The organism is Aestuariivirga sp. (assembly GCF_037139295.1).
GTDB lineage: Bacteria > Pseudomonadota > Alphaproteobacteria > Rhizobiales > Aestuariivirgaceae > Aestuariivirga.
Genome location: NZ_JBAXGR010000006.1, coordinates 40265 through 64420, shown reverse-complemented (window position 1 = coordinate 64420; position 24156 = coordinate 40265). Strand labels below are relative to the sequence as shown.

Here is a 24156-nt window from a genome sequence, read left to right as displayed (position 1 = left end):
CGTCCGGAGGCCCCGGGCACACGACAGAAACGGCGTTGTGCGAAGGGGTGACCGGAACGCGTTCAGGCGCGCGCGCTGCCGCGCAGGGCGCGGGCTCGTCGTCGCAGGCTGATCGGGTCCATGGCGGTCATGTTTCGCGCATAGCTTCTAGGCGACTGAACGTCAAGGTTAAGTAAAGAATTACCAAACGGCAGGTGGTGAATTGCCGCCAATAACCTCGGCGATGCGCCGCCTGGTGCCCGCAGTTGTTCCCTCCGGCAGGTCTGCTACCGCAAAGAATCGGGCCTCGGCGATCTCGGCATTGGGTGTGAAGCCCTCCTCGCGGAAGCGGCGCACCACGAAGCAGGCCACATGGTCGCCCCTGAACTGCGCGTCATTGAGGAAAATCGCGTGAAGCTGCGGTGCTTCCTCGGCCACGATCCCGGCCTCCTCGCGCAATTCGCGCCGGGCGGCGTCAACCAGTGTCTCGCCACGCTCCACGCCACCGCCCGGCAGCAGCCACCCCGGTGCGTAAGCATGCCGCACCAGGAGGACCTCGGTGCCGTCATGCCTCAGCACGATTGAGCGCGTTCCCAGCGTCATGCCGCGGGTCTGCCGGTAAACCGCACGCAGAAATGGCTTGGCGGCGCTGAACAGCATCGTTTTAAGGCTGTATGACATGCGTGATGGTTAGCCCTTGGCCACTCTCTCGCCAAGCTTGAGTTCTCCGGGCGCGCTTGTTAAGCCGTAAGCATGACCCAGACCGTCAGCGTTCGCCCGGTACGCGGCAAGGAAGACCTCAGGGCTTTCCTCGATGTTCCGTTTGCGATTTATGCCGACGATCCCAACTGGGTGGCGCCACTCTATTTCGAGCGCCTCGAACATCTCGATCCCAAGCGCAATCCCTATTTCAAGCATGCCGAGGTCGAACTCTTCCTCGCCTTCCGTGGTGACAAGCCGGTCGGGCGCATCTCGGCGCAGCTCTGCCGCCTGCGCACCGAGCGCTACCAGGATGGCGTCGGCCAGTTTGGATTTCTCGAAGCCGAAAACGATCTTGAGGTTTTTGCAGCGCTTCTGGATACAGCGGCAGACTGGCTGAAACAGCGCGGCGCCACGGCAATCCAGGGTCCCTTCAGCTTCTCGATCAATGACGAGACGGGGCTTCTCATCGATGGCTTTGATACGCCGCCGACGCTGATGATGGGCCACGCCCGCCCCTATTATGCCCAGCGCATGGAAGAGGCCGGCTTCGCCAAGGCGAAGGACGTGATCGCCTACGATCTGTTCTCTGTGGGTGATACGCCGCGCCCCCTGCAAATTGCTTATGAAAAGGCCATGTCCGACAAGAACGTCGTCCTGCGCCCCCTCAACAAGCGGAAGCTCGTCAAGGAAGTCGAAGTCGTCGTCTCCATCGCAAACGACGCATGGTCGGACAACTGGGGCTTCGTGCCCTGGACCAAGGATGAGATGGCAGCCCTCGCCGACAATCTGAAGCTGCTGGTCAATGGCGATTACATCGCCATCGCCGAATACAAGGGCGAGCCAGCGGCAATGGCCATCACGCTCCCCAACATCAATGACTGGATTGCCGGGCTCGATGGCAAGCTGTTGCCCGTCGGCTGGGCGAAGCTCGCCTGGAGTCTTTTCGCCAAGCCGCCAAAATCGGTCCGCATGCCGCTGATGGGCTTGCGCAGGAAATATCACGGAACCGCCGCGGGCGCAGTGCTCGGCATGGCGGTGATTGCCCGCGTGCGCAACTATCACGTGGGCCGTGGCACCACCAAGGGCGAGGCCTCGTGGATCCTCGAAGACAACATGCCGATGCGCCGCATGATCGAGACCTTCGGCGGAAAGCCTTACAAGACCTATCGCATTTATGAGAAGTTAATCGGTTAGGCGCTACGCGCGTCAGGCAGCGAAGCTCTGCCACGCCCGCTTGTTGTCATTCAAGAGTCCGCACAGCCTCGTGTTCACGCTCGCCCATCTTTCAGATGTTCATCTCGGTCCCCTGCCTGCCGGTGCGGCAAGCAGGCACTTCGCCCTGAAGCGGGCACTGGGCGTGATGAACTGGCGGCTCAGCCGCCATCGCCAGCACAGCCCGGCCGTGGCGCAGGCCATCGCCGCCGACATCACGCGCGCTGCGCCGGACCACGTGGCGCTGACGGGCGACATCGTGAACGTTGCCGCGCGCGCGGAGTTCGTGGCCGCGGCGCGCTGGATGCAGGCCTTCGGTCCGCCGGACTGGATCAGCTTCGTGCCGGGAAACCATGACTGCTACGTACGCATGGCATGGCAACACGGGCTCATTCACCTCGAACCCTACATGCAGGGCGACATGCGGGTGCCGCTCACCCAGGAAACGCCGCAGATTGCCACCCCGTTCCCCTATGTCCGGCTGCGCCGCAATGTGGCGCTGATCGGGCTGGCCACCGGGGTGCCGCAACCGCTGCACAGGGCTTCCGGTCAGCTCGGCCGCACGCAGCTCACGTCTCTGGCCAGCCTGCTCTCGGACCTGCGCGAGCGCGGCTATGCCCGGGTGGTGATGATCCACCATCCCCCGCTTCCCGGCCTTGCCAGCCCGCGCAAGGCCCTGCTCGACGCGCCACAGCTGCGCGAGGTGCTGGAAGCCCACGGGGCCGAGCTGGTGCTGCATGGCCACAACCACGAACACATGCTGAATACGCTCAATTCCCGCTTCGGCACGGTGCATGTACTGGGGGTGCCCTCGGCGTCCGTTGCCGTGGGCGATCACCACCCGCTGGCCGCCTGGAATCTCTACCGTATCCAGCGCCAGTCCGGAAAATGGCTGATCGACGTGTCGATCCGCAGCTATGATCCCGCCAGCCACCAGGTGGCGCCCCTGACCGAATTCGCCCTTTCTTCCTGAGCGGGGGCTGGCTAGATTACGCCCTCAAAAGCGATCTCTCCTTTCCGGAAGCTGAAAACGACCTTGCTGCTCCCCATCGTCGACAGGCACGTCATGCGGCAGGTGTCGCTGCCCCTCGCGGGCGCGCTGGTCATCGGCCTGCTCATGCTGCTGGCCGACCGCATGGTGCGGCTGCTCGACACGACGCTGGGCAAGAAGAACTCCTTCTCCGTGGTCTTCGAGATGCTGGCCTATCTTGTACCGCATTACCTGGGCACGGCGCTCCCCGCCGCACTGTTCCTCGGGCTGCTGCTGGGCTTTGGCAAGATGTCCGCCAATTCCGAAACCGACGCGTTCATGGCATCGGGCATCGGCCTCAACCGGATGGCCCGCCCGGTGATCGTGATGGGCGCCCTCATCTCCATCACCTCCCTCCTCATCATGGGCTGGCTCCAACCCTATGCCCGCTATGCCTACCGCTCCGTCGTCTTCGATGTGCAGAACGTCGAAGTGTTCTATCTCGCCGAGGAAGGCGTGTTCATGCAGGCGGGCGACCGTACCTTCATCATCGACAAGCTGGATCGCGGTACCAATGCCTTCCAGAACGTCTTCATCTACGAGGACAAGAAGGACAAGGGCTCCGACTCGGTCACCGCCTCGCGCGGGCGTCTGGTGGAGAGCAAAGCAGGCCAGCGCCCGACCCTGCACCTCGAAGATGGCCACCGCCTGACGTTCAAGACCAGGCCCGATCTGATGTCGGACAATCCGTCGATTGGCGAAGCAACGCAGTTCGCATTGGCCGATACGCCGCTCGGCCGCATCTCCAAGGACATCTTCCGGCCGCGCGGCGAGGATGAGCGTGAATTGACGCTGCCAGAACTCTTCACCGCGCTCGACCACCCGCCCCCGAAGTCGAGCCCTGACAACGTCAGTTCGGAGCTCAGCGAACGCCTGGTGACGGCGGTGAGCATCCTCATCCTGCCGTTTCTTGCCATTCCCTTCGCAGTTGGCAACCGGCGCAGCGCACGTGGCTTCCGCACCGGCGTGGCGCTGGTGCTGATCGTGGTCTACAATGAGATCATCCACCAGGGCGCCTCGCTGGCGAACCACGGCGTCGCCTCGCCGCTTGTCACCATGTGGCTGCCCTGCCTGCTGCTTGCCCTGTTTGCGGCATGGCGCTACATCGGCACGTGTTTCACGCTGCGCAATGATCCAATCAGCATTGTCATCGATCGCGTTGGAGACTTCTTCGGCAACCTGCGCCACAGCTTGGTCCGTCGATTTGGATGGGGAACACCGACATGATGAAACTCATCGGCTGGATGTTGAACCGCATGGTTGCCATCCGTTTCTTTGGCATCCTGTTCGGCATTTCCTTTTTCGTCCTGTCACTGGACGTGCTCACCAATGCCAAGGAACTGCAGACGCTACATCCCAACGACATGCTGATCCTGCTGCAGTACATGCTGTACCGGGCGCCCTCGGTGATCGTGAACTACATGGGCATCAGCATGCTGCTCGCCATGCTCCTGAGCCTCACCGAGTTGAGCTACCGCAACGAGATGGCTGCCATGTGGTCTGCCGGCGTGTCGCCGGCGCGCCTCATCATCATGCTGCTGCCGCTGGCCTTCGTGGCCGGCGGGCTCAACTTCCTGCTCTCGGATTCCGCGATCCCCGCCACCACGCCGCAGCTTCGCGAGTGGGGCGTGGGTGACTATGGTGCTGAAAAGCTGAAGCTCGGCGAGAAGGATCCGATCTGGATGCGGGCCGGTTCCGACATCCTGCGGGCGGGAAGCGCCAACCCGGATTCGACCGAACTGAACAACGTCATCATCTTCCGGCGCGACGACAAGGGCCAACTGCGCGAGCAGATCTATGCGCAGTCGGCCAAGCTCGAGGGCGGCCGCTGGACCCTCTCCAAGGTGCTCGTCTACTACCGCGACAACCTGCAGCCTTCGCACCTCGACACCATGGTCTATTCCGGCACGCTGAAGCCAGCCCAGGCGGGCGCACGCTCCGGCGCGCCGGAGGACATGGCGCTGTCTGAGCTGTTCTACTTCATCGGCAACCAGGGCTTCGGCATCAGGCCGGTGTGGGTCTATGAAACCTGGGCCAACAAGCGCATCTCGCTGTTCTTCTCGGGGCTCCTCATGATGGGGCTGTGCATTCCGCTGGCCACCCGCTTCCGCCGCGGCGGCGGCCTCGGCGCGCTGTTTGCCGTGGGCGTGGGCATGGGCTTCGTCTACTTCATCATCGACGGCATCTCGCTCACCATGGGTGAGCTGGGCTTCGTCAGGCCGTGGCTTGCGGCATGGCTGCCGATCCTCGCCTTCGGCTCGCTCGCTGTGGTCATGACGCTCAGGTCGGAGACGGTGTGACGGGGCAACCGCGCCGCGCCGGGCTGATCGTCAACCCGCTGTCCGGCAAGGGCCGCGGCAAGGGACAGGCGCTGGCGGAGAAGCTGCAGGGAGACAGCAGCATCTCGCTGCATGTGCTCGAGAGCTTCGAACACCTTGACCACATCGTCGCCGGCATGGGGCGCGAGGGGGTGACGGACCTGTTCATCAGCTCCGGCGATGGCACCATCCAGGAAATTCTCACCCAGATTGCCGAGCGGGAGTGCTTCATTGCCTCGCCGCGCGTCTGCCTGTTACCGCACGGCACCACCAACCTGAGCGCCAACGACCTCGGCTTCACCGACCACTCCATCGATGCGCAGGCTGCCTTCCTGAGAAGGCTCGACCCCCGCAAGCTTGTCACGCGCAACACCATCCGCTGCGCCAACCCGGGCGACGGCAAGGTGCGGCACGGCATGTTCGTGGGCACTGGTGCAATTGCAGTTGCCACACAGTACTGCCAGCGTGCATTCAACGCACAGGGCGTCAGGGGCCAGTGGGCAGTGGCCAAGACGCTGTTGACTGCGGTGCGCAAATACATGTTCTCGCCACCCGATGCGCAGGACGAGTCGCGCTTCGACCGGCCCTATGCCATTTTGGTTGAAGCCAATGGCCGCCGCATGTCGCATGGCACGCAGCTGCTGCAGATGTCGACGACGCTCGATACGCTGCTGCTCCGGTCGCACCCCTTCTGGGGCGGCAAGACGGCGCCGATCCGGACGACCGTCATCCCCTATCCCATTCCATCCGTGCCGCGCTGGATGCTGCCCATCATGTATGGCGGCGAGAACCACGCGAGCCCGCCGGACACGGTGAGCTTCTGTTCGCACCAACTCTCGGTCGCTTCCGACGTGATGTTCGTGATCGACGGCGAATTCTTCCCCCCGCCGGTGGCTGAGCCGCTGCGGCTTGAAACGGGACCGGAGTTCACCTTCGTGAGAGGCTGAGAGAGGCGCGAAGAAGGTGCCTTACCCGTTTGCGACCTTCTTGCCATGCCCCTGCGCCACCACCGATCCGAACAGCTCGATGATGCGGTCGAGATCGTCATCCGTGTGTGCGGCGGAAACAGAGCAGCGCAGCAGGCTGAGCTTGTTGGGCGTGCCGGGCGGCAGCGCGATGTTGACGTAGACACCAGCCTTCAGCAGCGCGCCCCACATGGCAATCGTCGAGGGCTCGTCCGGGCAGCGCACCGCAACGACAGGGCTCACCTCGTCGCAGCCGAGTTCGAGGCCGAGCGCCTTGAAACCGTTGAACAGGCGCGCCGAGTTCTCGGCGAGCTTCTTGCGGCGTTGCGGTTCGGCCGCGAGCTTGCGGATGGCCGTGATTGAGGTGGCAATCGACGCGGGAGACGATGATGCTGTGAACATGTAGGGCCGCATCGCAAAGCGCAAATATTCGAAATAGGGATGATCGCCAGCCCCGAAGCCGCCGATGGCGCCAACGCTCTTCGAGAAGGTGCCGACCACGAAGTCCACCTCCTTCTCGAGGCCCGCTTCATCGGCCAGGCCACGGCCATGCGGGCCCAGAACGCCAAAGCTGTGCGCCTCGTCGACGAGCAGCTGGAAGCCGTGCTTCTTCTTCACCTCGATGAAGTCGGCCAGCGGCGCGCGGTCGCCCATCATCGAGTAGATGCCTTCGAGCACCACCAGCTTGCCGCCTTCGTCCGCCTCGCCGCGCGTCAGACGCTTGTCGAGATCGGCCGCATCATTGTGGCGGAAGCGGACGAGCTTGGCGCCCGACAGCGTGCAACCGTCATAGATCGAGCTGTGCGAGTCGGCGTCGAGATAGATCGTGTCGCGCGGGCCGGCGAGGCCCGACATCATGCCGAGGTTCGCCTGGTAGCCGGTGGTGAAGACGATGCAGTGCTTGCGATCGAGGAATGTCGCGAACTCGGTCTCGAGCTGCTTGTGAAGCGCGAAGGAACCATTAGCGATGCGTGAGCCGGTGGTGCCGGTGCCGAATTCCGCCAGTGCCTTCTGGCCTGCGGCAATGCACTCGGCATCGAACGTGATGCCCATGTAGTTGTTGGTGCCGGCAAGAATGGTCTCTTGTCCGTTGATCAGCGCGCGGGTGGGCGAGATCATCTTTTCGTTGACCACGCCCACGGCATCGCCCCCCAGCATCTTCATGCGGGCGTGGCGGTCGGCGGTCGTCGCGAGCTTGGCGAGCAGGTCCATGCCCTACACCTTCCTTGTGCGGGTCTCGACGACCTTTGCGAGGTCGGCGACCGTGCGCGTTTCGGAGAGCACGTTGAGCGGGATCTCGATGTCGAAGTGGTCCTCGACCTCCATCACGAAATCCATCACCGTGACGGAATCGATGTTGAGGTCGGTCGAGATGTCGGTCGTGGCTGAAAGAACCGTGCCGTTGGTGTTGAACGGTTCGAGCAGCTTGCTAAGCTGGGAGACGATGTCGGTCATTGAAACGTCCTTGAACTGGCGGTCCTTGTATCGGTGCCGCGCCCCTGAGGCAACCACCCGGCCTTGCGGTACCAGGTCACGGTTTCGGCAAATCCCGTGTCGAAGGCTGTGGGATCGGGAAGCGACAGCCCGCCTTCCCTGGCCACCCAGTCCGGGTGGTAGAGTTCGGCAATCTTGCCGCGATTCACCATGCCCGGCTTTCCGGTGAGGCGGGAGAGGCCCTCGGCGACAGTTGCCACCGCTGCCGGAACGGCGCGCGGCAGGAAGAGCGGGCGGATCGGGCTGCCACGGAATGCCGAGGCGGTGCGGATCAGGTCCGCCCAGCCATAGCCGCCCGGCTTGCCATCGCTCACCTCATGCAGCCCCTGCAAGTCCGATTCCACTGCCCGCGCGATGAGACGGGCGAGGTCGCGACCATGGATCAGCGAAAAGCGCGCGTGGGCGGGCGCCGGAATGGCGGCCACCGGCCGTGTCAGTTCCTTGATCAGCGGCAACGTGCCGCGGTCGCCCGGACCATAGACGGCGGGCGGCCGGATGAGGATGGCGTTCAGCGCCGCCATGCGCGGACCCACGACGTCCTCCCCCGCCCGCTTGCTGGCAGCGTAGCCTGAAAGCTGCGGCTCGCGCGCCGCAAGCGACGAGATATGGACGAAGCGGCGGACATTGGTAGTCTGTGCGGCATCGGCAAGCGCCAGCGTGCCCTGCTCGTTGACGCGGAAATAGCCTTCGCGGTCCAGCGCGGTGAGCGCACCCGCAAGGTGGATGACGGCACTGGCCCCGGAAAGCAGCCGCGTCAGCGCGTCCCTGTTGGCGAGATCACCCGTCACCACGTCCACCTCTGGCGGCAGCCCTGCCGTCTGCGGATTGCGCACCAGCGCGCGCAGCCGGTGGCCCCTTGCCAGCAATTCGGAAACGACGTGCCGCCCGGCGAATCCGGTGGCGCCGGTCATGGCGATGATGTGGGTCATGGTGGCCTGCGCGGCGGGCGAAGCCGCCTCAGAGTGCGGCTTCGAGGCTGTCGGCCCCGACGTTCCGCGACATGGCGGAAAGCTCCGCGATCTCGCCAGAGAGGAACTTCTGCTTGGCGGTCGCGCGCGACAGCTTGCCCGAGGACGTGAAGGGCAGGCTCTTCGGCGGCACCATCACCACCTTGCATTCAACACCGGCGGAACGGTGCACGACGGCGGAAACCTCGTGGCGCAGCGCCTCGATCGAGTCGTCGTCCTGCAGGCGGCACTGCACCAGCACCGTCACGTCATCTCCGCCCTCGTCATTCTCGACGGCAAAGGCGGCAACGTCGCCCGAGCGCAGCGGTTCGATCTGCTCGGCCGCCCATTCGATGTCCTGCGGCCAGATGTTGCGGCCATTGTGCAGGATAAGGTCCTTGGCGCGACCGGTAATCACGATCTCGCCGTCAAGCCAGTAGCCCATGTCGCCGGTGTCGAGGAAGCCGTTCTCGCCGACCACCGAGGCGGTGGCCTCGTCGTTGTGATAGTAGCCGGACATCAGGCTCGGCGTATGGACGAAGATGCGGCCCACGGCGCGCGCACCCAGCACATTGCCGCGCTCGTCACGGATCTCGACAGTGCTGCCCTGCATCGGGCGGCCACAGACCACGAAGCTGCGCGCGTTGGCGCCACGGGCCGGAACGGCCCTGCCCTCATGCTTCAGGGCATGGCGGTCGATCGAGTCAACGCGGATCGGCGCATCGGGATCGATGAAGGAAATGGCCAGCGTCGTTTCGGCCATGCCGTAGCTCGGCAGGAAGGCCTCAGAGCGGAAGCCCGCCACGGAAAGATGCGCGGCGAAGCCCTCGAGCACGTCGGCGCGCACCATGTCGCCGCCGATGCCGGCAATGCGCAGACGCGACAGGTCCAGCGCCACTGCATCGCCGTTGATGCGGCGGGCGGCGAGGTCATAGCCGAAGCTCGGCGAATAGGTGATCGTCGACTTGTTGTCGGACATCAGCTTCAGCCACAGCGCGGGACGCCGGGCAAACGAGGTGGTGGCAAGGAAGTCGACGCTCACCTGGCCCATGGCGGCCGACAGGCAGAAGCCGACAAGCCCCATGTCATGATACAGGGGCAGCCACGAGAAGGCGCGGTCTTCCGGGGTGATGCGCATGCCGTCGCGCAGGATGCCGCGCGTGTTAGCGATGATGGCCTTCTGCGAAATCAGAACGCCCTTGGGGTTCGACGTCGAGCCCGAGGAATACTGGATATAGGCGTCTTCATGCGCCTTGAAGGCCTCGAGCTTGGTGGCAGCCTCAGGCAGGGCCTGCAGTTCGGCATGGGTCAGCACGCGGCGCGCACCGGCGCGCGCGGCACCTTCGGAAATGTGGCCGAGCAAATCCTCGCCCGTCACCACGGTCTGAGCCTTGGCGGCGGCGAGCATGCCCGCCACGCGGTCGATGTAGGAGCCCTTGCCACCGATATACATGGTGTAGGGCATCGGGCAGGGAATGAGACCGGCATACTGGCAGCCGAAGAACACCGCCATGAATTCGGGGCCCGTCTCGGCGACGACGGCAACGCGGTCGCCGCGCTTCAGGCCAAGCGACAGAAGCTTGCGCGCGGTGGAGATCGCCTGATGGCGCAGTTCGGAATAGGGCAGCACGCACTGCAACTGGCCGCGCGGAGAATAGAAATTGAAGCCGGTAACGCCCTTGGCTGCATAGTCCAGACCTTCGGCGAGCGTGCCGAAGCCTGCGAGATTCTGGGCGAGGCTGCGATTTGATGTCGGCGTGACCGAACCGGACGTCTCGGCGTCAGTGCTCCGCTTCAAAGCGCTCTGCATGCAATCGATACCCTGCGAATTCCAAATGACTACGTAAGGCCGCCAAGACCAACGGGGTTTAGGAGGCATACGGTAATTTTTCGTAACAGCCGGCCTGAGTCCGGGGAAATCAATTACTGTTTCAGTTTGTTACGAATTGGGGATGGTAAGAAATCGTTAAGGTAAATCAATACTTTAAAAGACCAGCATAGAGTGCCGCCGCAACCAGCGCCAGGGCCCCGAAAGCGAAGCCCGAAACCCAAGCCAGAATGAGCGATGCAGAACTGTATCCCGTGCCCAAAACAGGGGCTGAAATGGCGGTTTGGCGCTCGCGCGCGATCAACCGGTGCGCCATGTGGCGGCGGATGGTGGCAGCGGCCTGCTCGCGGTCCGTGCCCTCGAAGAGAATGTCGCGGCTGTCCTGCCGGTCCTGCAGCACCCGGTAGGTGCGGTAATCGGGCTCCATCACGACATAAGAGGTAAGATCAACCCAGAGTTTTGGAGGTTCGCCGGGAAGCAAAGTGAGGTCGAACAGCTCCCGTGCCTCGGGCGTCGCCTGGACGGTGGGGAGAAGCTCGTCCTTGAGGATTTGCAGACGCAGCGTCTTGGAGTCGCGCAGGTCGAGGGCTGCCTCGAAATGGGCCGCCTCGGCGAGTCTGGCCTCGCGGAGGGCATCCGCCAGGCCGTCCCGATCCTGCATTGCTGCGGCCTTCACCACGCTCACACACTCCTCACCTGCCCTCGCCTGTCCCAAACCGGAACGGCGGAACGGGGGCAGGCCCCTTCCACGGCTTACCGTGCAAGACCCCTGCCACCGCCATGGGTTGCCCACAGGATTCCCCTGCTCAAGCCCAGAAGCAAGCGAAAGCAGAAGGGGCGGCTAGAGCCCCGCCTCTTCAGCCTCGTCGGCCGCTTCCGACAGCAGCTGGCCGATTTCCTTCAGCGCCGTCTTCTGTTTCGGCGACAGCTTGGCGGTCTTGTCGTCCAGCATCGCCGCCACGTCAGTGCGCAGCTGGTCGATGCGAATGGTCAGGTCAGGGATGGCCATGGTCTAGCTCCTTGTCCGGGCGGCACCGCTTGCAGGCCCTCAGGCCAGCGGCGCGCGCCGCGTCGGCTGTGGTGAAAAACATCACGTTCTCCCGCCGCGGGCGGGACGGGCAGTGCGGACGGCAATAGATGCCGGTGGTCACGACGCCATACCAGAACACGCCATCGAAGCCAGCGTCACGGCGCGCGACCGCCTGCCAGCGCTCGTCGTCCTGTGCGGCCTGCTGCGAAGTCATCATGCTTCACCTCCTGAGCGTATGTGCCTTATGGGCGGCAGGCGGCAAGCACCGCCACCCGTTTTCCGCTACTGCGCCGTGAAGCCGCCATCGAGCAGGATGGTCTGGCCGCAGATCATGTCCGAGGCTGACGAGGCGAGGAACAGGATGAGGTCTGCCACCTCGGTGGTGCGCCCGAAGCGGCCCGCCGGGATCTTGGCCTTCATCGGGTCGCCCTTGGCAGGGTCGCCCCACACCATTTCGCCCATCGGCGTCAGGATGACCGTCGGGCAAATGGAGTTGGACTGGACGTTGTGCTTGGCCCACTCCACCGTCATCACCTTGGTGAGCATGTTGAGGCCCCCCTTGGAGGCGCCATAGGCGCCGTGGTCGTCCAGCGCCACCACGCCCGACTGCGACGAGATGTTGATGACCTTGCCCATGCGCTGTTTGATCATGTTGGGCACCAGCGCCTGCGCCAGCAGGTAGGGAGCGCGCAGGTTCACGTTGTTCACCCACTCCCAGTCATCGACCGGCGTGTCGATGATCGACTTGAGCGTGGTAACGCCTGCATTGTTGACCAAAATGTCGATGGTGCCGAAGGCCTCCAGTGCCTTCCGCGCCGCCGCCTTCGGTCCCTCGACGGTGGCCAGGTCGGCAGCGATCGGAACGCATTTTCGTCCCAGCGCCTCCACCGCCTTGCAGACCTCGGCCAGCCCGGCCTCGTCACGCCCCACGGCGGCGATGTCGGCCCCGGCATCGGCCAGCACCCGGCAGGTCTCGAAGCCGATGCCCTTGGTCGCACCGGTCACCAGCGCACGGCGCCCTTCCAGTGAAAATCGCTTGGTCCATTGCGTCATGTCGTACCTCTCGTCACAGTCTAGCGCTCCTCGAACGGCCTTGCGAGCAGTCCGGTGAAGCCACGGTCCTTCATTCCCTCCGTGCCCACCCGCATCTCCGGCGTGCGCACCGTCAGGCTGTGGCTGGCGAACAGCCTGTCCCACACGGAGAGCAGAGAGGCATAGTTCGAGTCCGTGTCACGGCGGATCGCATGGTGATGCACCCAGTGGATCGACGGCGTGACGATGACGTAGGACAGCGCCTGCTCCAGCCGTCGCGGCAGGCGCAGGTCGGAATGGTGGAACATGGTGTTGAAGGCCAGCAGGGTCTCGAACACCACCACGCTCACCAGCGGAACGCCGAGCGCCAGGATCACCCCCGCCCGCACCAGTGACGAGATCAGTACTTCGCCAAAATGGAAGCGCAGCGCTGAACTTGCGTCGAGAAACTCATCCATATGATGAACCTCGTGGAAGCGCCACAGCAGCGGCCACTCATGGTTCGCCCGGTGCCACCAGTAGATCCACAGGTCGAGCACGATGATGTCGAGCACGAGGCCGGCCCAGCCGCCCCACCACAGGGGTCGCCAGCCAAGGGCGTGAGACGCCGCGAAGGCCGAGACGGGCACCACGATCAGCGGCGAAAGCAGCGCGTTGAAACCGGCAAGCGACAGGTTTTTCGCCACCCGCTTGATGCCGCCCACCACCCGCGCCAGCGGAAACATCCGTTCAAGCGCCAGCAGCAGCACGAGCCAGCCGAGCACGGCGACAATCTTGTAGGCCAGCAACGCCGACAACTGTTCCATCACCACCCTCCCTTGCCCGTAACCACCGGCATCCCCATGCGCCGCAGCACATAGGCGGTTGCCGCCGGCATCAGCAGGGCCAGCCCGATATAGCGCGCCATCTGGTGGGCGCCCACGTAAGCCGGGTCGCGGTTCAGCGAAAAGGCCATGATGGTCATGGCATCAAGCCCGCCGGGCGAGAAGGCGAGCAGCGTCAGCGCGAAGGGCAGGTTGGAAACGTAGGCTGCCACCCCCGCCCCCGCCATGGCGATGACGAGCGCGATCAGGAAGCCCGAGAAGCCCTCCACCAGCGCTTCGCGGAACTCCCGGAAAGTGAAATTTGCAAACCGTGCCCCGATCATCACGCCTAATACGATATTGGCCGGGATGAGGATCGACGGCGGTGCTGCACCGGCAATCAGGCCCGAAAGTTCCAGCCCCGCACTTGCCAGCATCGGCCCCAGCATCAGCCCGGCCGGCACCTTCAGCCACTCCAGCGCATAGCCCGCCGCAGTCGAGACGGCGACCAGCAGCAGGATGTCCCAGATCCCTCCAATCTGACTCAGCATCACCACCACCTCATCCGGCGGCGTCAGCCAGGTGATGACCGAGGGCAGCGCGGCGACGAGGAAGAACAGCCGAATGCACTGCGCGATGGTCACTCGCCGCATGTCGGCTTTGGTGCCGCTGGCCAGCAACAGGGTGAGGGAAAGTGCCCCCGGCAGGCTGGCGAACAGTGCGGTCGCCGGGTCCCAGTTGCTGCGCTTCACATAATAGGCGGTGCAGGCCCAGGTGATGGCCACCACGGTGAGGCACAGGAAGGCGATGGACAGCGGCCAGTGCACCGCGCGGTCCACCGTGTCCCACGACACCGCCGTGCCGGTCTGGATGCCGAGGAAGATGAAGGCCACGGCGCGCAGCCAGTCCGGCATGCCGATCTTCACCTTGCTGAACACGGCGACGATCGCCGCCATCATGCTGCCCGCCAGCCACGGCGCGGGGATGCCGAGAAACCAGAAGCCCAGTCCGCCGGCGGTGCCGATCAGCAGGCCAATGGCGGTGTCACGCATCGCGCGCCTTCAGCACGGCGTCGGCGAATTCGGCGAAGCCATGCCCGCCCTCACCCTCTGTCACGTAGTTGGGAAGATGCGCCATCAGCTTGGCATAGGGCCTGATGTTGGCAACGCCGATGCCGAGCGGGAACACCGCATACATCGGCGCATCATTGGGTGAATCACCGCAATAGGCGATGTGATTCAAGTCCTTTTCGAGTCTGATATCAAAGGATTCGGCCAGGAACCTCTCACTCATGGTGAGCTTGTCGTGGTCGCCAAACCACGCATTCACATGAATGGATGAAACCTTCGCGGCGGCACCTTCCCCGTGGAAGGCCTCGGCAATTGCCTGCGCAGTGGCAAGCGGCAGCGGTGGCACGTCCTCGCAGAAGTCGATGGCAACGTCGATCTCGCGATAGGCCTGGTCGGAGGCGATCGCCGTACCGGGGAACTCCGCCAGCACGCGGTTGGCGATCTTCCACAGCTTCGCGCTGTTGGCGCGCCGCACGTCGGGTGCTTGCGCGTAGACGCGGATCATTTTCTTCGCTGCCTCGTCATAGCGGAAGTAGAAGGCGCCGTTCTCGCCCACCACGCCATCGACGGGCCACTGCCTGGCGATCAGGTCGCACCATCCGGCGGGCCTCCCGGTAATGGGCACCACCTTGATTCCCGCACGCTTTAATTTCCACAACGCATCAAAGGCTTCCGCTGGAAGCCTACCATGAAGGGTGAGCGTATCGTCGATGTCGGTGAGGACGGCCTTCACCCCGGCAAGAAGGGCGCGCGGGGCTTTGGACAAGGGCTGCATGGTCATGTGAGTGTCGGTCGGTCCGGTGAGAAGGTTGCGAGCAGCGGGTCGCGTGTGCCGCTGAGGAGTTCGGTGGCAGCGAACAGGCCAAGTGCCGCGGCAAGCGTCACGCCGGAATGGGTGACGACAAGGTAGAGCCCGTTCTTGCTGTGCGGTCGCCCGATGGCGGAGAAGCCATCCGCCGGGGTGGGCCGGTAGCCGACGGTCAAGAAGTCGAGACCCAGTCCCTCCGCCCCCTGCACCATCGCCTCGACCTTGGCCTGAAGGTCCTGGGCCAGCCCCTCGGCATTGCCCTCGGGGTCGGCGCCGGCGAAGTCGGTGCCGGCCACGATCCGCCCCTCTGCCGTCTGGCGGACGTGAAGGCCCGGAGTCATCACGAGGCCGTTGAGTAGCTTCGGGGCGGGCTTCGAATGTGAAAGCAGCCCGGCGGGAGAACTCATCTTGAACGTCACCCCGACGCTGTCGAGCAGGTGGTCCGTCCTGGTGCCCGCCGCCACCACTGTTTCGTCGGCATGGATCACGCCCACGTCGGTCATCACGCCGACGACGCGGCCATGCTCCTCTGCCAGCCACTTTACCGGCGTCTCGGCCAGTACCTCCGCCCCCAGCGCCCTGGCCGCGTCGAGAAGCACCTTGGTTGTCGCCAGCGGCTCCAGCATGCCCTCGCCCGGCGCGAAGTAGCCGTAGTCGGGAACCGTTGTAAGGTTCGGCTCGATCACATGGATTTCGCCCCGCCCCACCTTGCGCAGTGGCTGGCCCCATTGGGCACGCTCGGCGGCATAGGCGTCGAGTTCGGCGGGCGGAATGTCCCAGATCAGCCCGCCACACCAATTGATGGCGAGTTGCGGAATCTCCGATTGCATCTTGTGCCAATGCGCGATCGAGGCCAGCCGCAGCCGGAAATAGGGTTCGGGGTTGCCCCAGCTGGCATTGATCCACGCCCAGCTTGCACGGGTGGCCAGGCCGCCAGGCTCATCCGCCTCGATCACCGTCACCTCCGCACCCCCCTTCGCCAGGTGATAGGCGATGGAGGCGCCGATGATTCCCGATCCGATGACGATGACCCGCTTGGTCATTGACGCTTCACTCCCCCCACTCGGTTGCCGCCCTGCCTCCTGGCAGCCGTCAGAACTTCACGCTCGCCGCACCCTTGGTGTCCAGCATGGCGCGTGCCTCATCAGCACTGGCAATGTCATAGGACAGCTCCTCGAGGATGTGCCGGATCTTGGAGACCAGTGCGGCGTTGGACGGCGCCAGCTGGCCCTTTCCGAGGTAGAGGTTGTCTTCCAGCCCGACGCGCACGTTGGCGCCCATGGTCGCCGCCATGGTGGTGAAGGGCAGCTGGAAGCGCCCCGCCGCCAGCACCGACCAGTAATACTGGTCGCCGAACAGCCGCTCCGCCGTCTCGCGCATCACCATCACGTTCTGCGGGTCGGGCCCGATGCCACCCAAAATGCCGAAGATCGTCTGCACGAACAGCGGCGGGGTGACGAGCTTGCGGTCGAGGAAGTGGGCAAGCGTATAGAGATGGCCCACGTCGTAGCATTCGAACTCGAACTTCACGCCATGGCCCTTGCCCAGCCGCTCGAGGATCTTCTCGATGTCGCCGAAGGTGTTGCGGAAGATGAAGTCCTTGGAGTTCTCGAGGTGTGCCCGCTCCCAGTCATGCTCGAAGGCGTTGTAGCGGTTCAGCATCGGGAACAGGCCGAAGTTCATCGAGCCCATGTTGAGCGAGGTCATCTCGGGCGAGAACGCCTCCGCCGCCTTGATGCGCTCGTCGATGCTCATGCCCTGTCCGCCCCCTGTGGTGATGTTCACGATGGCGTCGCAGCTCTGCTTGATGCGCGGCAGGAAGCGGTTGTAGGTGTCCGGATCGCCAGAGGGCTTGCCATTCTCCGGGTCGCGCGCGTGCAGGTGCAGGATGGCGGCACCGGCTTCCGCCGCCTCGATCGCCTGGTGGGCGATGTCGTCCGGCGTCACCGGCAGGTGCGGCGACATCGACGGCGTATGGATCGAACCGGTGATGGCGCAGGTGATGATGGTCTTGTTCTTCTTGCGCAAGATGGCCTCCCTGGGGCGCTGAATTTTGCAGCGCACGCTACCGGGCCGGGCCCGTCGCGTCACGCACAAGTTTGGGCAGGCGAGCCATGCAAGTTTGCCGCAAGCCGCTGCCGCTAGCTTTCCCGCAAACCAGTTGGGCGGAGGACGCGCACGCACCATGACCTCGATCCTGCGCATCGTGCTTGCCGTCGTATCGGCTTTGGCGGGGCTCACCGCGCTTTATCTTATCCGCAGCCCCGGCAGCATTGCCAATGCCAAGGCCATTGAACTGGGTGCCGTCACCCTGCTCATCGCTGCCACGTTGCTCAGCACCGTGTGGGACACGCTGCGCGCCGCGAGACCTGCGGCAGAGGTACTGCCCACGGTCAGTGCCGATGTGTCCGACGGCAGCCCATCGGCTGACCCCGTGCAGTCCGAGGTGTCGAAGCTGCTCTCCCTGCTGCGCCAACATGCCGAGGCGAACGAGAACTTCTCCACCGTGTTGGAGCGCGCCAAGGAGGAACTGCACGAAAGCCTGAAGACCGAGCAGGTGCGCATCATCATCTCCTACCTGATGATCGAAAACGACAAGATGAAGGCCCGCACATCCAACCTGCAGGCCAGCCTCGAAACCTCGCAGAAGCAGATCGAGAAACTCAAGACCAACCTCGCCAATGCCGAGGCGCAAGGCCTGAGCGATCCCCTGACCGGCCTCAAGAACCGGAGAGGCTTCGACGTGGTGCTGGCGTCCCAGCTTGCCACCGCGCGTAACGCCGGCCAGCCGCTCTCCCTCATCATCGCCGACATCGATCACTTCAAGGCGATCAACGACCGCTATGGTCATCCGGCGGGCGATGATGTTCTGAAATGGTTCGCCAAGGTCCTGTCGAGCAACGTGAAGGGCCGTGACACGGTCGCCCGCTACGGCGGCGAGGAGTTCGCCATCGTGCTGCCGGCCACCCCGCTCGACAATGCCTCAAGGGTCGCCTCGCAGATCAAGGCCCAGCTCGAGGCCCAGTTCTGGCAGAAGCCGGGTGCGCCCAACACCCTGCTGCGCGTCACTGCTTCTTTCGGCGTCGCCCAGTTCACCCCCGGCGAGGGCACCAGCGCGCTTGTCGCAAGGGCAGATTCCAAGCTCTACGAGGCCAAGCAGGGCGGCCGCAACCGGGTGGCAGCCTAAACTTCTAAAATCCCGCGCAAAAATTGCTCAATCGGGGGTTCCCACAATCCCATTGCACCCTGTTGCATGATCGTCATATTCTCTTGAAAAGACATACGAAGCCGGACCCAACCGGACTGGTCACTCAATTGGAAGCGGGCACTGACGCCCGCACGAACACGGAGGACGATCCCTAATGAAGAAGTTTACATCCGCGCAGGAAACGATGCGCGCTGCGATGCTGTCGCGCCGCACCCTGCTCAAGTCCGCCGCCGCCCTGGGCGCGGTGGGCCTCGCTGGTCCGCTCTATATCAAGTCCTCGCTCGCCTCTTCGGGCGAAGTGAACTTCATGGGCTGGGCCGGTTATCCCGACCTCGCCGCCAAGGTGTTCCCGGCCTTCACCGCCGACACCGGCATCAAGGTGAACTTCACCGAGCAGGCCAGCCAGGACGACATGTACGCCCAGGCCAAGCTGTCGCTGCAGACCGCTGCCTATGACGTCGTGGAGCCCACGGGCGACCGCGTCGGTGGCTGGGCCGCTGACGGCCTCGTGCAGGCTTGGGATACCAACAAGCTCGCCATGGACAACTACCTCCCGGGCCTCGCCGACGGCAAGGCTGGCGAGATGGCCACTGTCGACGGCAAGCGCATGATCGTCCCGTCCGTCTGGGGCACCGAAGCCATGGTCTACTCCAAGAAGGACTTCCCGACCGAGTACGGCAAGGCCTCGCTGGGCGACCTCTGGGGTCCGGACCTCGAAGGCAAGATCTGCATCCGCGCCCACTCCTCTCTCGCCGCCATGGGCCGCTGGCTCGACGCCGAAGGCAAGCTGCCGAAGCCCTGGCTCGACGCCTACAAGGACGAAGCCACGATGAAGGAACTGTGGGACATCGCTCTCGCGGAAGCCATCAAGCACAAGGCCAACGTCGTGCAGTTCTGGTCGGGTGAAAACGAGGCGCAGGCCGCGTTCCGCACCAACGGCGCCACGCTGGGCCTGAACTGGGACTCGACCGGCTTCAACCTGGCGCCCGACGGCTTCGGCTTCGTGGCTCCCAAGGAAGGTGCCTTCGCCTGGAACCAGGGCTTCGTGCTCATGTCCAACGCCAAGAACTCCGAGCAGGCCACCGAACTCGCCAAGTGGGTGTCGACCGCCAAGGGCTCGGCCGCCTGGGCCGACGCCTTCAAGGCGAACGCTGTGGGCAAGGGCGGACCGGACCTCGCCAGCGACGCCGTCAAGTCGTTCTACAACGCTGCCTATCCGGGCGACGCGCTGTCGAAGCTGTGGTGGTGGCCGGCCCAGCCGGGCTGGTTCATCAAGCTGCGCGGCGAATACGCCGACAAGTGGAAGGCCGCATAAGCCAGTTCGCTTGAATCTCTGGGCCGCCGGGTTGAACAGACCCGGCGGTTCGTTTTATATGGCTGAAATTCAGAAATTCCGTTCCGGGGGAGTAACGCGCCGATGAGTGCTGGCGTCGATCTGCAAAACGTGTCCTGTGACTTCGGCAAGTTCCGCGCCGTCGACAAGGCCAATGTCTCCATCAAGCCCGGCGAGTTCTTCTCATTCCTTGGCCCCTCGGGCTGCGGCAAGACGACGATCCTGCGCATGGTATCCGGCTTCATCGACCCCTCCGAGGGCCAGATCAAGATCGGCGGCCAGGACATGAACGGCATCCGCCCCAACAAGCGCCCTACCGCACTGATCTTCCAGAACCTCGCCCTCTTCCCGCTCATGCCGGTGTGGGAGAACATCTCCTTCGGCCTTGAGGTGCGTGGCGCATCGAAGGAAGCCCGCCGCGCCAAGGCGGAGGAACTCCTCAAGCTCGTCGATCTGCATGACTCCGCCGACAAGGCGATCTCGCAGCTCTCGGGCGGCCAGAAGCAGCGCGTGGCCATCGCCCGCGCGCTCGCCGTCGAACCTTCGGTGATGCTCTTGGACGAGCCGCTCTCCGCGCTCGATCTCAAGCTCCGCCAGCACATGCGCGCCGAGCTGCGCGCCATCCAGAAGCGCACCAACGTTACCTTCATCTACATCACCCATGACCAGGGCGAGGCGCTCGCCATGTCAGACCGCGTGGCCGTCATGAGCCAGGGCAAGATCCAGCAGATCTCCACCCCGCAGGAAATCTACAACACGCCGGTCAACGGCTTCGTCGCCTCCTTCGTGGGCGAGAACAACATCTTCAAGGGCAAGGTGAAGTCGATCGACGGCGGAAAATGTGCCTTTGAAACCGACGCCGGCACCTTCACCGCAACGCTCGGCCCCTCGGTTGATGCCAACACCATCGCCCGCCTCTACGTCCGCCCCGAATATTCGAGGCTGCAGGCGGCACCCGCCGAGGGCGGCAACAGCATCCCCGTCACGGTGACGGACATCAGCTTCGAGGGCAACTTCATCCACGTCCACGCCGCCGACCAGACCGGCCGCCACGTGACCGTCGAGACCCGGAACGACGGCTCGGTCACGCTGCCCGCGATCGGCAGTTCGCAATATCTGTGCTTTGACGCCGCCACTGCCCGCGTCCTCGCCGACCAGGGCATGAAAGATCCGAGCATCGACGAATGAGCGAGCTCCTCCGCCGCTATGGCCACACGCTCACCTGGCTCTTCGTGGGCCTCACAGCCTTTTGGCTCCTGCTGCTGGTGATCCTGCCGCAGCTCTACCTGCTGGAGGAGAGCTTCCGCCTCTACTTGCCGGTCGCCGACATCGGCGGCCCGAAGGACGTCTACACGCTGGCCAATTACCGCTCTGCCTTCGAGCAGCCGACGGAATGGAAGTTCTGGCTGCCCTTCGCCTGGAAGCCGATCATCCTGCCCTTCGAGGCGCCGATCCGCATGCAGGTCTTCGTCCACACCCTGCTCTACAGCACGGTCACCACCGTCATCACGCTCGTCCTCTGCTATCCGGTCGCCTTTTACCTCGCCAAGGTAGCCAACCCCCGCAACGTGCCGCTGCTCTTCGTGGGCCTGCTGGTGCCGATGTGGGTGTCTGAAATCCTGCGCGCCTTCGCGTGGTTCATCATCCTCGCCTTCAAGGGTCCGCTCAACATGGCCCTCGTCAACATGGGCATCATCGACACGCCGATCCGCTGGATCACCGGCTTCAACAGCGTCACCTTCGGCCTCATCTATGTCTATCTCCTGTTCATGCTGCTGCCGATCTACAATGCCATCCAGTCGCTCGACACCAACCAGATGGAAGCCGCCAAGGACCTGGGCGCATCCAGCTGGCGCACCCACTGGCGCGTCATCATCCCGCATTCGAAGCCCGGCATCGCGTCGGGTTGCGTCATGGTGTTCATGCTGGCCGCCGGCTCCATCCTGGTGCCCTCGCTGCTGGCGTCCACCCAGTCGCGCTGGTTCACCGAAATCATCCAGCAGGCCATGTTCGAGTCGCAGGACTGGAACACGGGTTCGGCCTACGCCTTCATGCTGCTCGTCACCTGCACCGTCTTCGTCATCGGCATGATGCGGGTGTTCCGCGTCAAGCTCTCGGACATTGCGAGGTAGAGCCCCATGAACGCGAAGTCCAACTGGCTGTTCAACTTCTACATCTTCATCTTCCTGCTCTACATGCTTTTGCCGCTGGCGGTGATGGGTGGTGCAGCACTGAACGACTCCGCCTTCCCCTCGGTCTACCCCTGGGTCGGCTTCACCGACCGCTGGTTCATCGATCTGTTCTCCGACACCCGCATGTGGCAAGCCTTCCGCAACACCATCCTGGTCGCCATCGCGGTCGTTATCATCTCGGTGCCCATCGGCACCGCGGCGGCGATCCTTATCAACAGCCTCGCCGGCAAGACGCGCACCGTGCTCTATGCGCTCATGGTGGCGCCCATCCTGACCCCGGGTGCCGTCATCGGCATCTCGACGCTCTTGTTCTGGAACAAGTTCGGCGTCGCGGCGGGCCTTCACCTCTCGGCACTCGGCCAGGCCTCCTACATCTCGGCCTTCGTCATGCTCATGGTCCTTGCCCGCCTGCAGAGCTTCGACCGTGGCCTGGAAGAAGCCGCCCTCGACCTCGGCGCCAACTACAACCAGGTGGTCCGCCGCATCCTGCTGCCGCATCTCTATCCGGCACTGGGTGCAGGTGCCGCCATCGCCTTCTTCCAGTCGATCGAGAACTTCAACACCACGCTGTTCACCCGCGGCACCTATGACACGCTGACGGTCTATGTCTTCTCCAAGGTCAGAAGCGGCATCACGCCGACCATCAACGCGCTGGCCCTGATCCTCATCGTGTTTACGCTGGTCATCATGCTCTATTTCGAGTTCGCCCGCCGCCGCCGGGAAAGGCTCATGGTGGCCCGCGCCGAAACCAAGGAAGAGGTCGCCAAGGCCGAAGCCATCGGCCGCGACCAGCCCCAGGCCGCCTTCCCGCCCACCCAGTAAGCGGCGCACAGCCTCCGAAACAAGAATGCCCGGGCAACACCCGGGCATTTTTTCTGCTCGTCGCAGAACCATCGCCAAGAGGCCAAGACCAAGCTCGACAAGGAAGTTGCCAAGCGAAGCGATCTGGCCGAGGCATGCGCTGCGAGGCTGAAGCAAGGCTGTCATCCACAAAGCTCCCCATGAGCCGTCATCCCGGCCTTCGCCGGGCTGACGCCAATGAAAAACACCGCGAGCGGTGTCCCGCCCCGGTGCCCAGTCACAATTGTCGAGTATGCGCGTTTCTAGCACAGTGAGCGCGCGCTGTCAAGGACTTTCTTCCTGCAATGGAATTCAACGGCTAAAGCTCCAGAACCGCCTTCACCGTGCCCGCCTCGGGCCTGATCCATTCCGGCATGCGGGCCGCCGCCTCCCACAGCGGTGCGCTGTGGGTCTTGATGGCGCGCGTCGGCACCTTTCCGTCACGCATCGCCGCCATCACGGTGGCGAAATCGGCAAGCGTGGCATTGCGGCTCGACAGCAGCGTGGTCTCGCGCCTGTGGAATTCCGGGTCGCTGAAGGAAATCATCCCCTGCACGATGGAGACGAGAACATAGGTTCCGCCATGGGCCACGAAGCCGAAGCCGCGCTCCATGGCCTTGGGGTTCCCCGTGCAGTCGAACACGACATCATAGAATTCGCCCACCGTATTGTCCTTCATCCGTTCCACGTCGTTCTCGCCCAGCCGCACCGTGTGCTGCACACCATCAAGCCGGCTGGCGAAGGCAAGCCGGTCCTCGCGCCCGTCGAGCACGGTCACCTCCGCGCCATTGAGCCCGGCGAAAATGGCCACGCCAACGCCAATCGGCCCCGCCCCCACCACAAGTGCGCGGCCGCCGCCCACCTTGGCGCGGGCCACCGCATGGGCCCCGATCGCCAGGAACTCCACCATCGCCGCCTCGTCCAGCGTGATGCCTTCGGCCTTGAACAGGTGCGTCTCGGGCAGCGAGAGGAACTCGCACATGCCGCCGTCGATGTGCACGCCCAGAACTTTAAGGCTGGTGCAGCAATTGGTCTTGCCCGCCCGGCAGGCGATGCAGTGCCCGCAATGCAGATAGGGCACGATATAGACCGGGTCGCCCGGCTTCAGCGCCGAGCCCGCGCCAGCCTCCACGATCTCGCCCGAAAGCTCATGTCCCATCACGCGGGGGTAGGTGAAATAGGGCTGGTTGCCCTGGTAGATGTGCATGTCGGTGCCGCACACGCCCACCCGGCGGATCTTCACCAGCGCCTCGCCGGGCTTGTGCTCCGGCACCGGATACCGGACGATCTCGAGCTCGCCGGGGTTGCGGCAGAGCACGGCGCGCATCATCTCGGGCATGGGCAGGCGATCCTTCTTGAGCGGGT

The 24156-nt window shown here is 64.2% G+C and carries 25 protein-coding genes; 10 read left to right on the top strand and 15 right to left on the bottom strand.

Annotated elements, in window-relative coordinates:
- Window positions 1–180: 180 nt before the first annotated feature.
- Window positions 181–660 (bottom strand): NUDIX domain-containing protein, encoded by a 480-nt coding sequence (locus tag WCJ41_RS03605; RefSeq protein WP_336904463.1) that lies wholly within the window; start codon window positions 658–660, stop codon window positions 181–183.
- 72 nt (window positions 661–732) lie between these two features.
- Between WCJ41_RS03605 and WCJ41_RS03600 the strand changes: the two genes are divergently transcribed.
- The 5 genes from WCJ41_RS03600 (at window position 733) to WCJ41_RS03580 (ending at window position 6188) form a co-directional block, all read left to right on the top strand.
- Complete coding sequence (locus WCJ41_RS03600; RefSeq protein ID WP_336904462.1) at window positions 733–1875, top strand: dATP pyrophosphohydrolase; 1143 nt, start codon at window positions 733–735, stop codon at window positions 1873–1875.
- 70 nt (window positions 1876–1945) lie between these two features.
- On the top strand, window positions 1946–2866 hold the full coding sequence (locus tag WCJ41_RS03595; protein ID WP_336904461.1) for a metallophosphoesterase: 921 nt from the start codon (window positions 1946–1948) through the stop codon (window positions 2864–2866).
- Window positions 2867–2929: 63 nt separating this feature from the next.
- Window positions 2930–4150: an LptF/LptG family permease gene (locus tag WCJ41_RS03590; protein ID WP_336904460.1), complete on the top strand. Its 1221-nt coding sequence runs from the start codon at window positions 2930–2932 to the stop codon at window positions 4148–4150.
- Entirely contained in the window at window positions 4147–5223 is a 1077-nt protein-coding gene (locus WCJ41_RS03585; protein ID WP_336904459.1) for an LptF/LptG family permease, read from the top strand. Before WCJ41_RS03590 ends, WCJ41_RS03585 begins: the two co-directional genes overlap by 4 nt.
- Window positions 5220–6188, top strand: a complete 969-nt coding sequence (locus tag WCJ41_RS03580) for a diacylglycerol kinase family protein (RefSeq protein WP_336904458.1) — start codon at window positions 5220–5222, stop codon at window positions 6186–6188. Before WCJ41_RS03585 ends, WCJ41_RS03580 begins: the two co-directional genes overlap by 4 nt.
- A 21-nt stretch (window positions 6189–6209) precedes the next feature.
- Here the strand turns inward: WCJ41_RS03580 and WCJ41_RS03575 are convergent, their stop codons facing one another.
- The 13 genes from WCJ41_RS03575 to WCJ41_RS03515 form a co-directional block, all read right to left on the bottom strand.
- A complete protein-coding gene (locus WCJ41_RS03575) occupies window positions 6210–7418 on the bottom strand; it encodes an aminotransferase class I/II-fold pyridoxal phosphate-dependent enzyme (RefSeq protein WP_336904457.1) in 1209 nt (402 codons plus the stop codon).
- Window positions 7419–7421: 3 nt separating this feature from the next.
- A complete protein-coding gene (locus WCJ41_RS03570) occupies window positions 7422–7661 on the bottom strand; it encodes an acyl carrier protein (protein ID WP_336904456.1) in 240 nt (79 codons plus the stop codon).
- On the bottom strand, window positions 7658–8629 hold the full coding sequence (locus WCJ41_RS03565; protein ID WP_336904455.1) for an NAD-dependent epimerase/dehydratase family protein: 972 nt from the start codon (window positions 8627–8629) through the stop codon (window positions 7658–7660). The genes WCJ41_RS03570 and WCJ41_RS03565 overlap by 4 nt, the downstream gene beginning before the upstream one ends.
- Before the next feature lie 28 nt (window positions 8630–8657).
- Complete coding sequence (locus tag WCJ41_RS03560) at window positions 8658–10445, bottom strand: fatty acyl-AMP ligase (RefSeq protein WP_336904454.1); 1788 nt, start codon at window positions 10443–10445, stop codon at window positions 8658–8660.
- A 178-nt stretch (window positions 10446–10623) separates the two neighbouring features.
- Window positions 10624–11154: a hypothetical protein gene (locus WCJ41_RS03555; protein ID WP_336904453.1), complete on the bottom strand. Its 531-nt coding sequence runs from the start codon at window positions 11152–11154 to the stop codon at window positions 10624–10626.
- Between the two features lie 162 nt (window positions 11155–11316).
- Window positions 11317–11484, bottom strand: coding sequence for a hypothetical protein (locus WCJ41_RS03550; RefSeq protein ID WP_336904452.1), 168 nt, complete (start codon window positions 11482–11484; stop codon window positions 11317–11319).
- Window positions 11471–11722 (bottom strand): Ada metal-binding domain-containing protein, encoded by a 252-nt coding sequence (locus WCJ41_RS03545; protein ID WP_336904451.1) that lies wholly within the window; start codon window positions 11720–11722, stop codon window positions 11471–11473. The genes WCJ41_RS03550 and WCJ41_RS03545 overlap by 14 nt, the downstream gene beginning before the upstream one ends.
- Before the next feature lie 65 nt (window positions 11723–11787).
- Complete coding sequence (locus WCJ41_RS03540) at window positions 11788–12558, bottom strand: SDR family oxidoreductase (protein ID WP_336904450.1); 771 nt, start codon at window positions 12556–12558, stop codon at window positions 11788–11790.
- Window positions 12559–12578: 20 nt separating this feature from the next.
- On the bottom strand, window positions 12579–13343 hold the full coding sequence (locus WCJ41_RS03535; protein ID WP_336904449.1) for a sterol desaturase family protein: 765 nt from the start codon (window positions 13341–13343) through the stop codon (window positions 12579–12581).
- Window positions 13343–14392 (bottom strand): AbrB family transcriptional regulator, encoded by a 1050-nt coding sequence (locus WCJ41_RS03530; RefSeq protein ID WP_336904448.1) that lies wholly within the window; start codon window positions 14390–14392, stop codon window positions 13343–13345. The genes WCJ41_RS03535 and WCJ41_RS03530 overlap by 1 nt, the downstream gene beginning before the upstream one ends.
- Window positions 14385–15191 (bottom strand): HAD-IIB family hydrolase, encoded by an 807-nt coding sequence (locus tag WCJ41_RS03525; RefSeq protein ID WP_336904447.1) that lies wholly within the window; start codon window positions 15189–15191, stop codon window positions 14385–14387. The genes WCJ41_RS03530 and WCJ41_RS03525 overlap by 8 nt, the downstream gene beginning before the upstream one ends.
- Window positions 15188–16261 carry an FAD-binding oxidoreductase gene (locus WCJ41_RS03520; RefSeq protein ID WP_336904446.1) on the bottom strand — a complete coding sequence of 358 codons (1074 nt, stop codon included), beginning with the start codon at window positions 16259–16261 and terminating at the stop codon, window positions 15188–15190. The genes WCJ41_RS03525 and WCJ41_RS03520 overlap by 4 nt, the downstream gene beginning before the upstream one ends.
- Window positions 16262–16310: 49 nt before the next feature.
- The gene (locus WCJ41_RS03515; RefSeq protein WP_336904445.1) at window positions 16311–17246 is read right to left on the bottom strand and encodes a 3-keto-5-aminohexanoate cleavage protein; all 936 of its coding nucleotides are present in this window, start codon (window positions 17244–17246) and stop codon (window positions 16311–16313) included.
- Between the two features lie 157 nt (window positions 17247–17403).
- Here WCJ41_RS03515 and WCJ41_RS03510 point away from each other — a divergent pair, with 157 nt between their 5' ends.
- The 5 genes from WCJ41_RS03510 (at window position 17404) to WCJ41_RS03490 (ending at window position 22773) form a co-directional block, all read left to right on the top strand.
- Window positions 17404–18405: a GGDEF domain-containing protein gene (locus tag WCJ41_RS03510; protein ID WP_336904444.1), complete on the top strand. Its 1002-nt coding sequence runs from the start codon at window positions 17404–17406 to the stop codon at window positions 18403–18405.
- A gap of 175 nt (window positions 18406–18580) precedes the next feature.
- Window positions 18581–19741: an extracellular solute-binding protein gene (locus WCJ41_RS03505; RefSeq protein WP_336904443.1), complete on the top strand. Its 1161-nt coding sequence runs from the start codon at window positions 18581–18583 to the stop codon at window positions 19739–19741.
- Window positions 19742–19843: 102 nt separating this feature from the next.
- The gene (locus WCJ41_RS03500) at window positions 19844–20947 is read left to right on the top strand and encodes an ABC transporter ATP-binding protein (RefSeq protein WP_336904442.1); all 1104 of its coding nucleotides are present in this window, start codon (window positions 19844–19846) and stop codon (window positions 20945–20947) included.
- Window positions 20944–21891 carry an ABC transporter permease gene (locus WCJ41_RS03495; protein WP_336904441.1) on the top strand — a complete coding sequence of 316 codons (948 nt, stop codon included), beginning with the start codon at window positions 20944–20946 and terminating at the stop codon, window positions 21889–21891. Before WCJ41_RS03500 ends, WCJ41_RS03495 begins: the two co-directional genes overlap by 4 nt.
- Before the next feature lie 6 nt (window positions 21892–21897).
- A complete protein-coding gene (locus WCJ41_RS03490) occupies window positions 21898–22773 on the top strand; it encodes an ABC transporter permease (protein WP_336904440.1) in 876 nt (291 codons plus the stop codon).
- Between the two features lie 337 nt (window positions 22774–23110).
- Here WCJ41_RS03490 and WCJ41_RS03485 read toward each other — a convergent pair whose 3' ends face one another.
- Window positions 23111–24118: a zinc-binding alcohol dehydrogenase family protein gene (locus WCJ41_RS03485; protein ID WP_336904492.1), complete on the bottom strand. Its 1008-nt coding sequence runs from the start codon at window positions 24116–24118 to the stop codon at window positions 23111–23113.
- Between the last annotated feature and the right edge of the window lie 38 nt (window positions 24119–24156).

Bases quoted from the DNA above. Each gene is read 5' to 3' on its own strand.
- WCJ41_RS03605 (WP_336904463.1), bottom strand. From the start codon at position 660: ATGTCATACAGCCTTAAAACGATGCTGTTCAGCGCCGCCAAGCCATTT.
- WCJ41_RS03600 (WP_336904462.1), top strand. From the start codon at position 733: ATGACCCAGACCGTCAGCGTTCGCCCGGTACGCGGCAAGGAAGACCTC.
- WCJ41_RS03585 (WP_336904459.1), top strand. From the start codon at position 4,147: ATGATGAAACTCATCGGCTGGATGTTGAACCGCATGGTTGCCATCCGT.
- WCJ41_RS03575 (WP_336904457.1), bottom strand. From the start codon at position 7,418: ATGGACCTGCTCGCCAAGCTCGCGACGACCGCCGACCGCCACGCCCGC.
- WCJ41_RS03570 (WP_336904456.1), bottom strand. From the start codon at position 7,661: ATGACCGACATCGTCTCCCAGCTTAGCAAGCTGCTCGAACCGTTCAAC.
- WCJ41_RS03565 (WP_336904455.1), bottom strand. From the start codon at position 8,629: ATGACCCACATCATCGCCATGACCGGCGCCACCGGATTCGCCGGGCGG.
- WCJ41_RS03550 (WP_336904452.1), bottom strand. From the start codon at position 11,484: ATGGCCATCCCTGACCTGACCATTCGCATCGACCAGCTGCGCACTGAC.
- WCJ41_RS03545 (WP_336904451.1), bottom strand. From the start codon at position 11,722: ATGATGACTTCGCAGCAGGCCGCACAGGACGACGAGCGCTGGCAGGCG.
- WCJ41_RS03540 (WP_336904450.1), bottom strand. From the start codon at position 12,558: ATGACGCAATGGACCAAGCGATTTTCACTGGAAGGGCGCCGTGCGCTG.
- WCJ41_RS03535 (WP_336904449.1), bottom strand. From the start codon at position 13,343: ATGGAACAGTTGTCGGCGTTGCTGGCCTACAAGATTGTCGCCGTGCTC.
- WCJ41_RS03530 (WP_336904448.1), bottom strand. From the start codon at position 14,392: ATGCGTGACACCGCCATTGGCCTGCTGATCGGCACCGCCGGCGGACTG.
- WCJ41_RS03525 (WP_336904447.1), bottom strand. From the start codon at position 15,191: ATGACCATGCAGCCCTTGTCCAAAGCCCCGCGCGCCCTTCTTGCCGGG.
- WCJ41_RS03520 (WP_336904446.1), bottom strand. From the start codon at position 16,261: ATGACCAAGCGGGTCATCGTCATCGGATCGGGAATCATCGGCGCCTCC.
- WCJ41_RS03510 (WP_336904444.1), top strand. From the start codon at position 17,404: ATGACCTCGATCCTGCGCATCGTGCTTGCCGTCGTATCGGCTTTGGCG.
- WCJ41_RS03505 (WP_336904443.1), top strand. From the start codon at position 18,581: ATGAAGAAGTTTACATCCGCGCAGGAAACGATGCGCGCTGCGATGCTG.
- WCJ41_RS03500 (WP_336904442.1), top strand. From the start codon at position 19,844: ATGAGTGCTGGCGTCGATCTGCAAAACGTGTCCTGTGACTTCGGCAAG.
- WCJ41_RS03495 (WP_336904441.1), top strand. From the start codon at position 20,944: ATGAGCGAGCTCCTCCGCCGCTATGGCCACACGCTCACCTGGCTCTTC.
- WCJ41_RS03490 (WP_336904440.1), top strand. From the start codon at position 21,898: ATGAACGCGAAGTCCAACTGGCTGTTCAACTTCTACATCTTCATCTTC.
- WCJ41_RS03485 (WP_336904492.1), bottom strand. From the start codon at position 24,118: ATGCGCGCCGTGCTCTGCCGCAACCCCGGCGAGCTCGAGATCGTCCGG.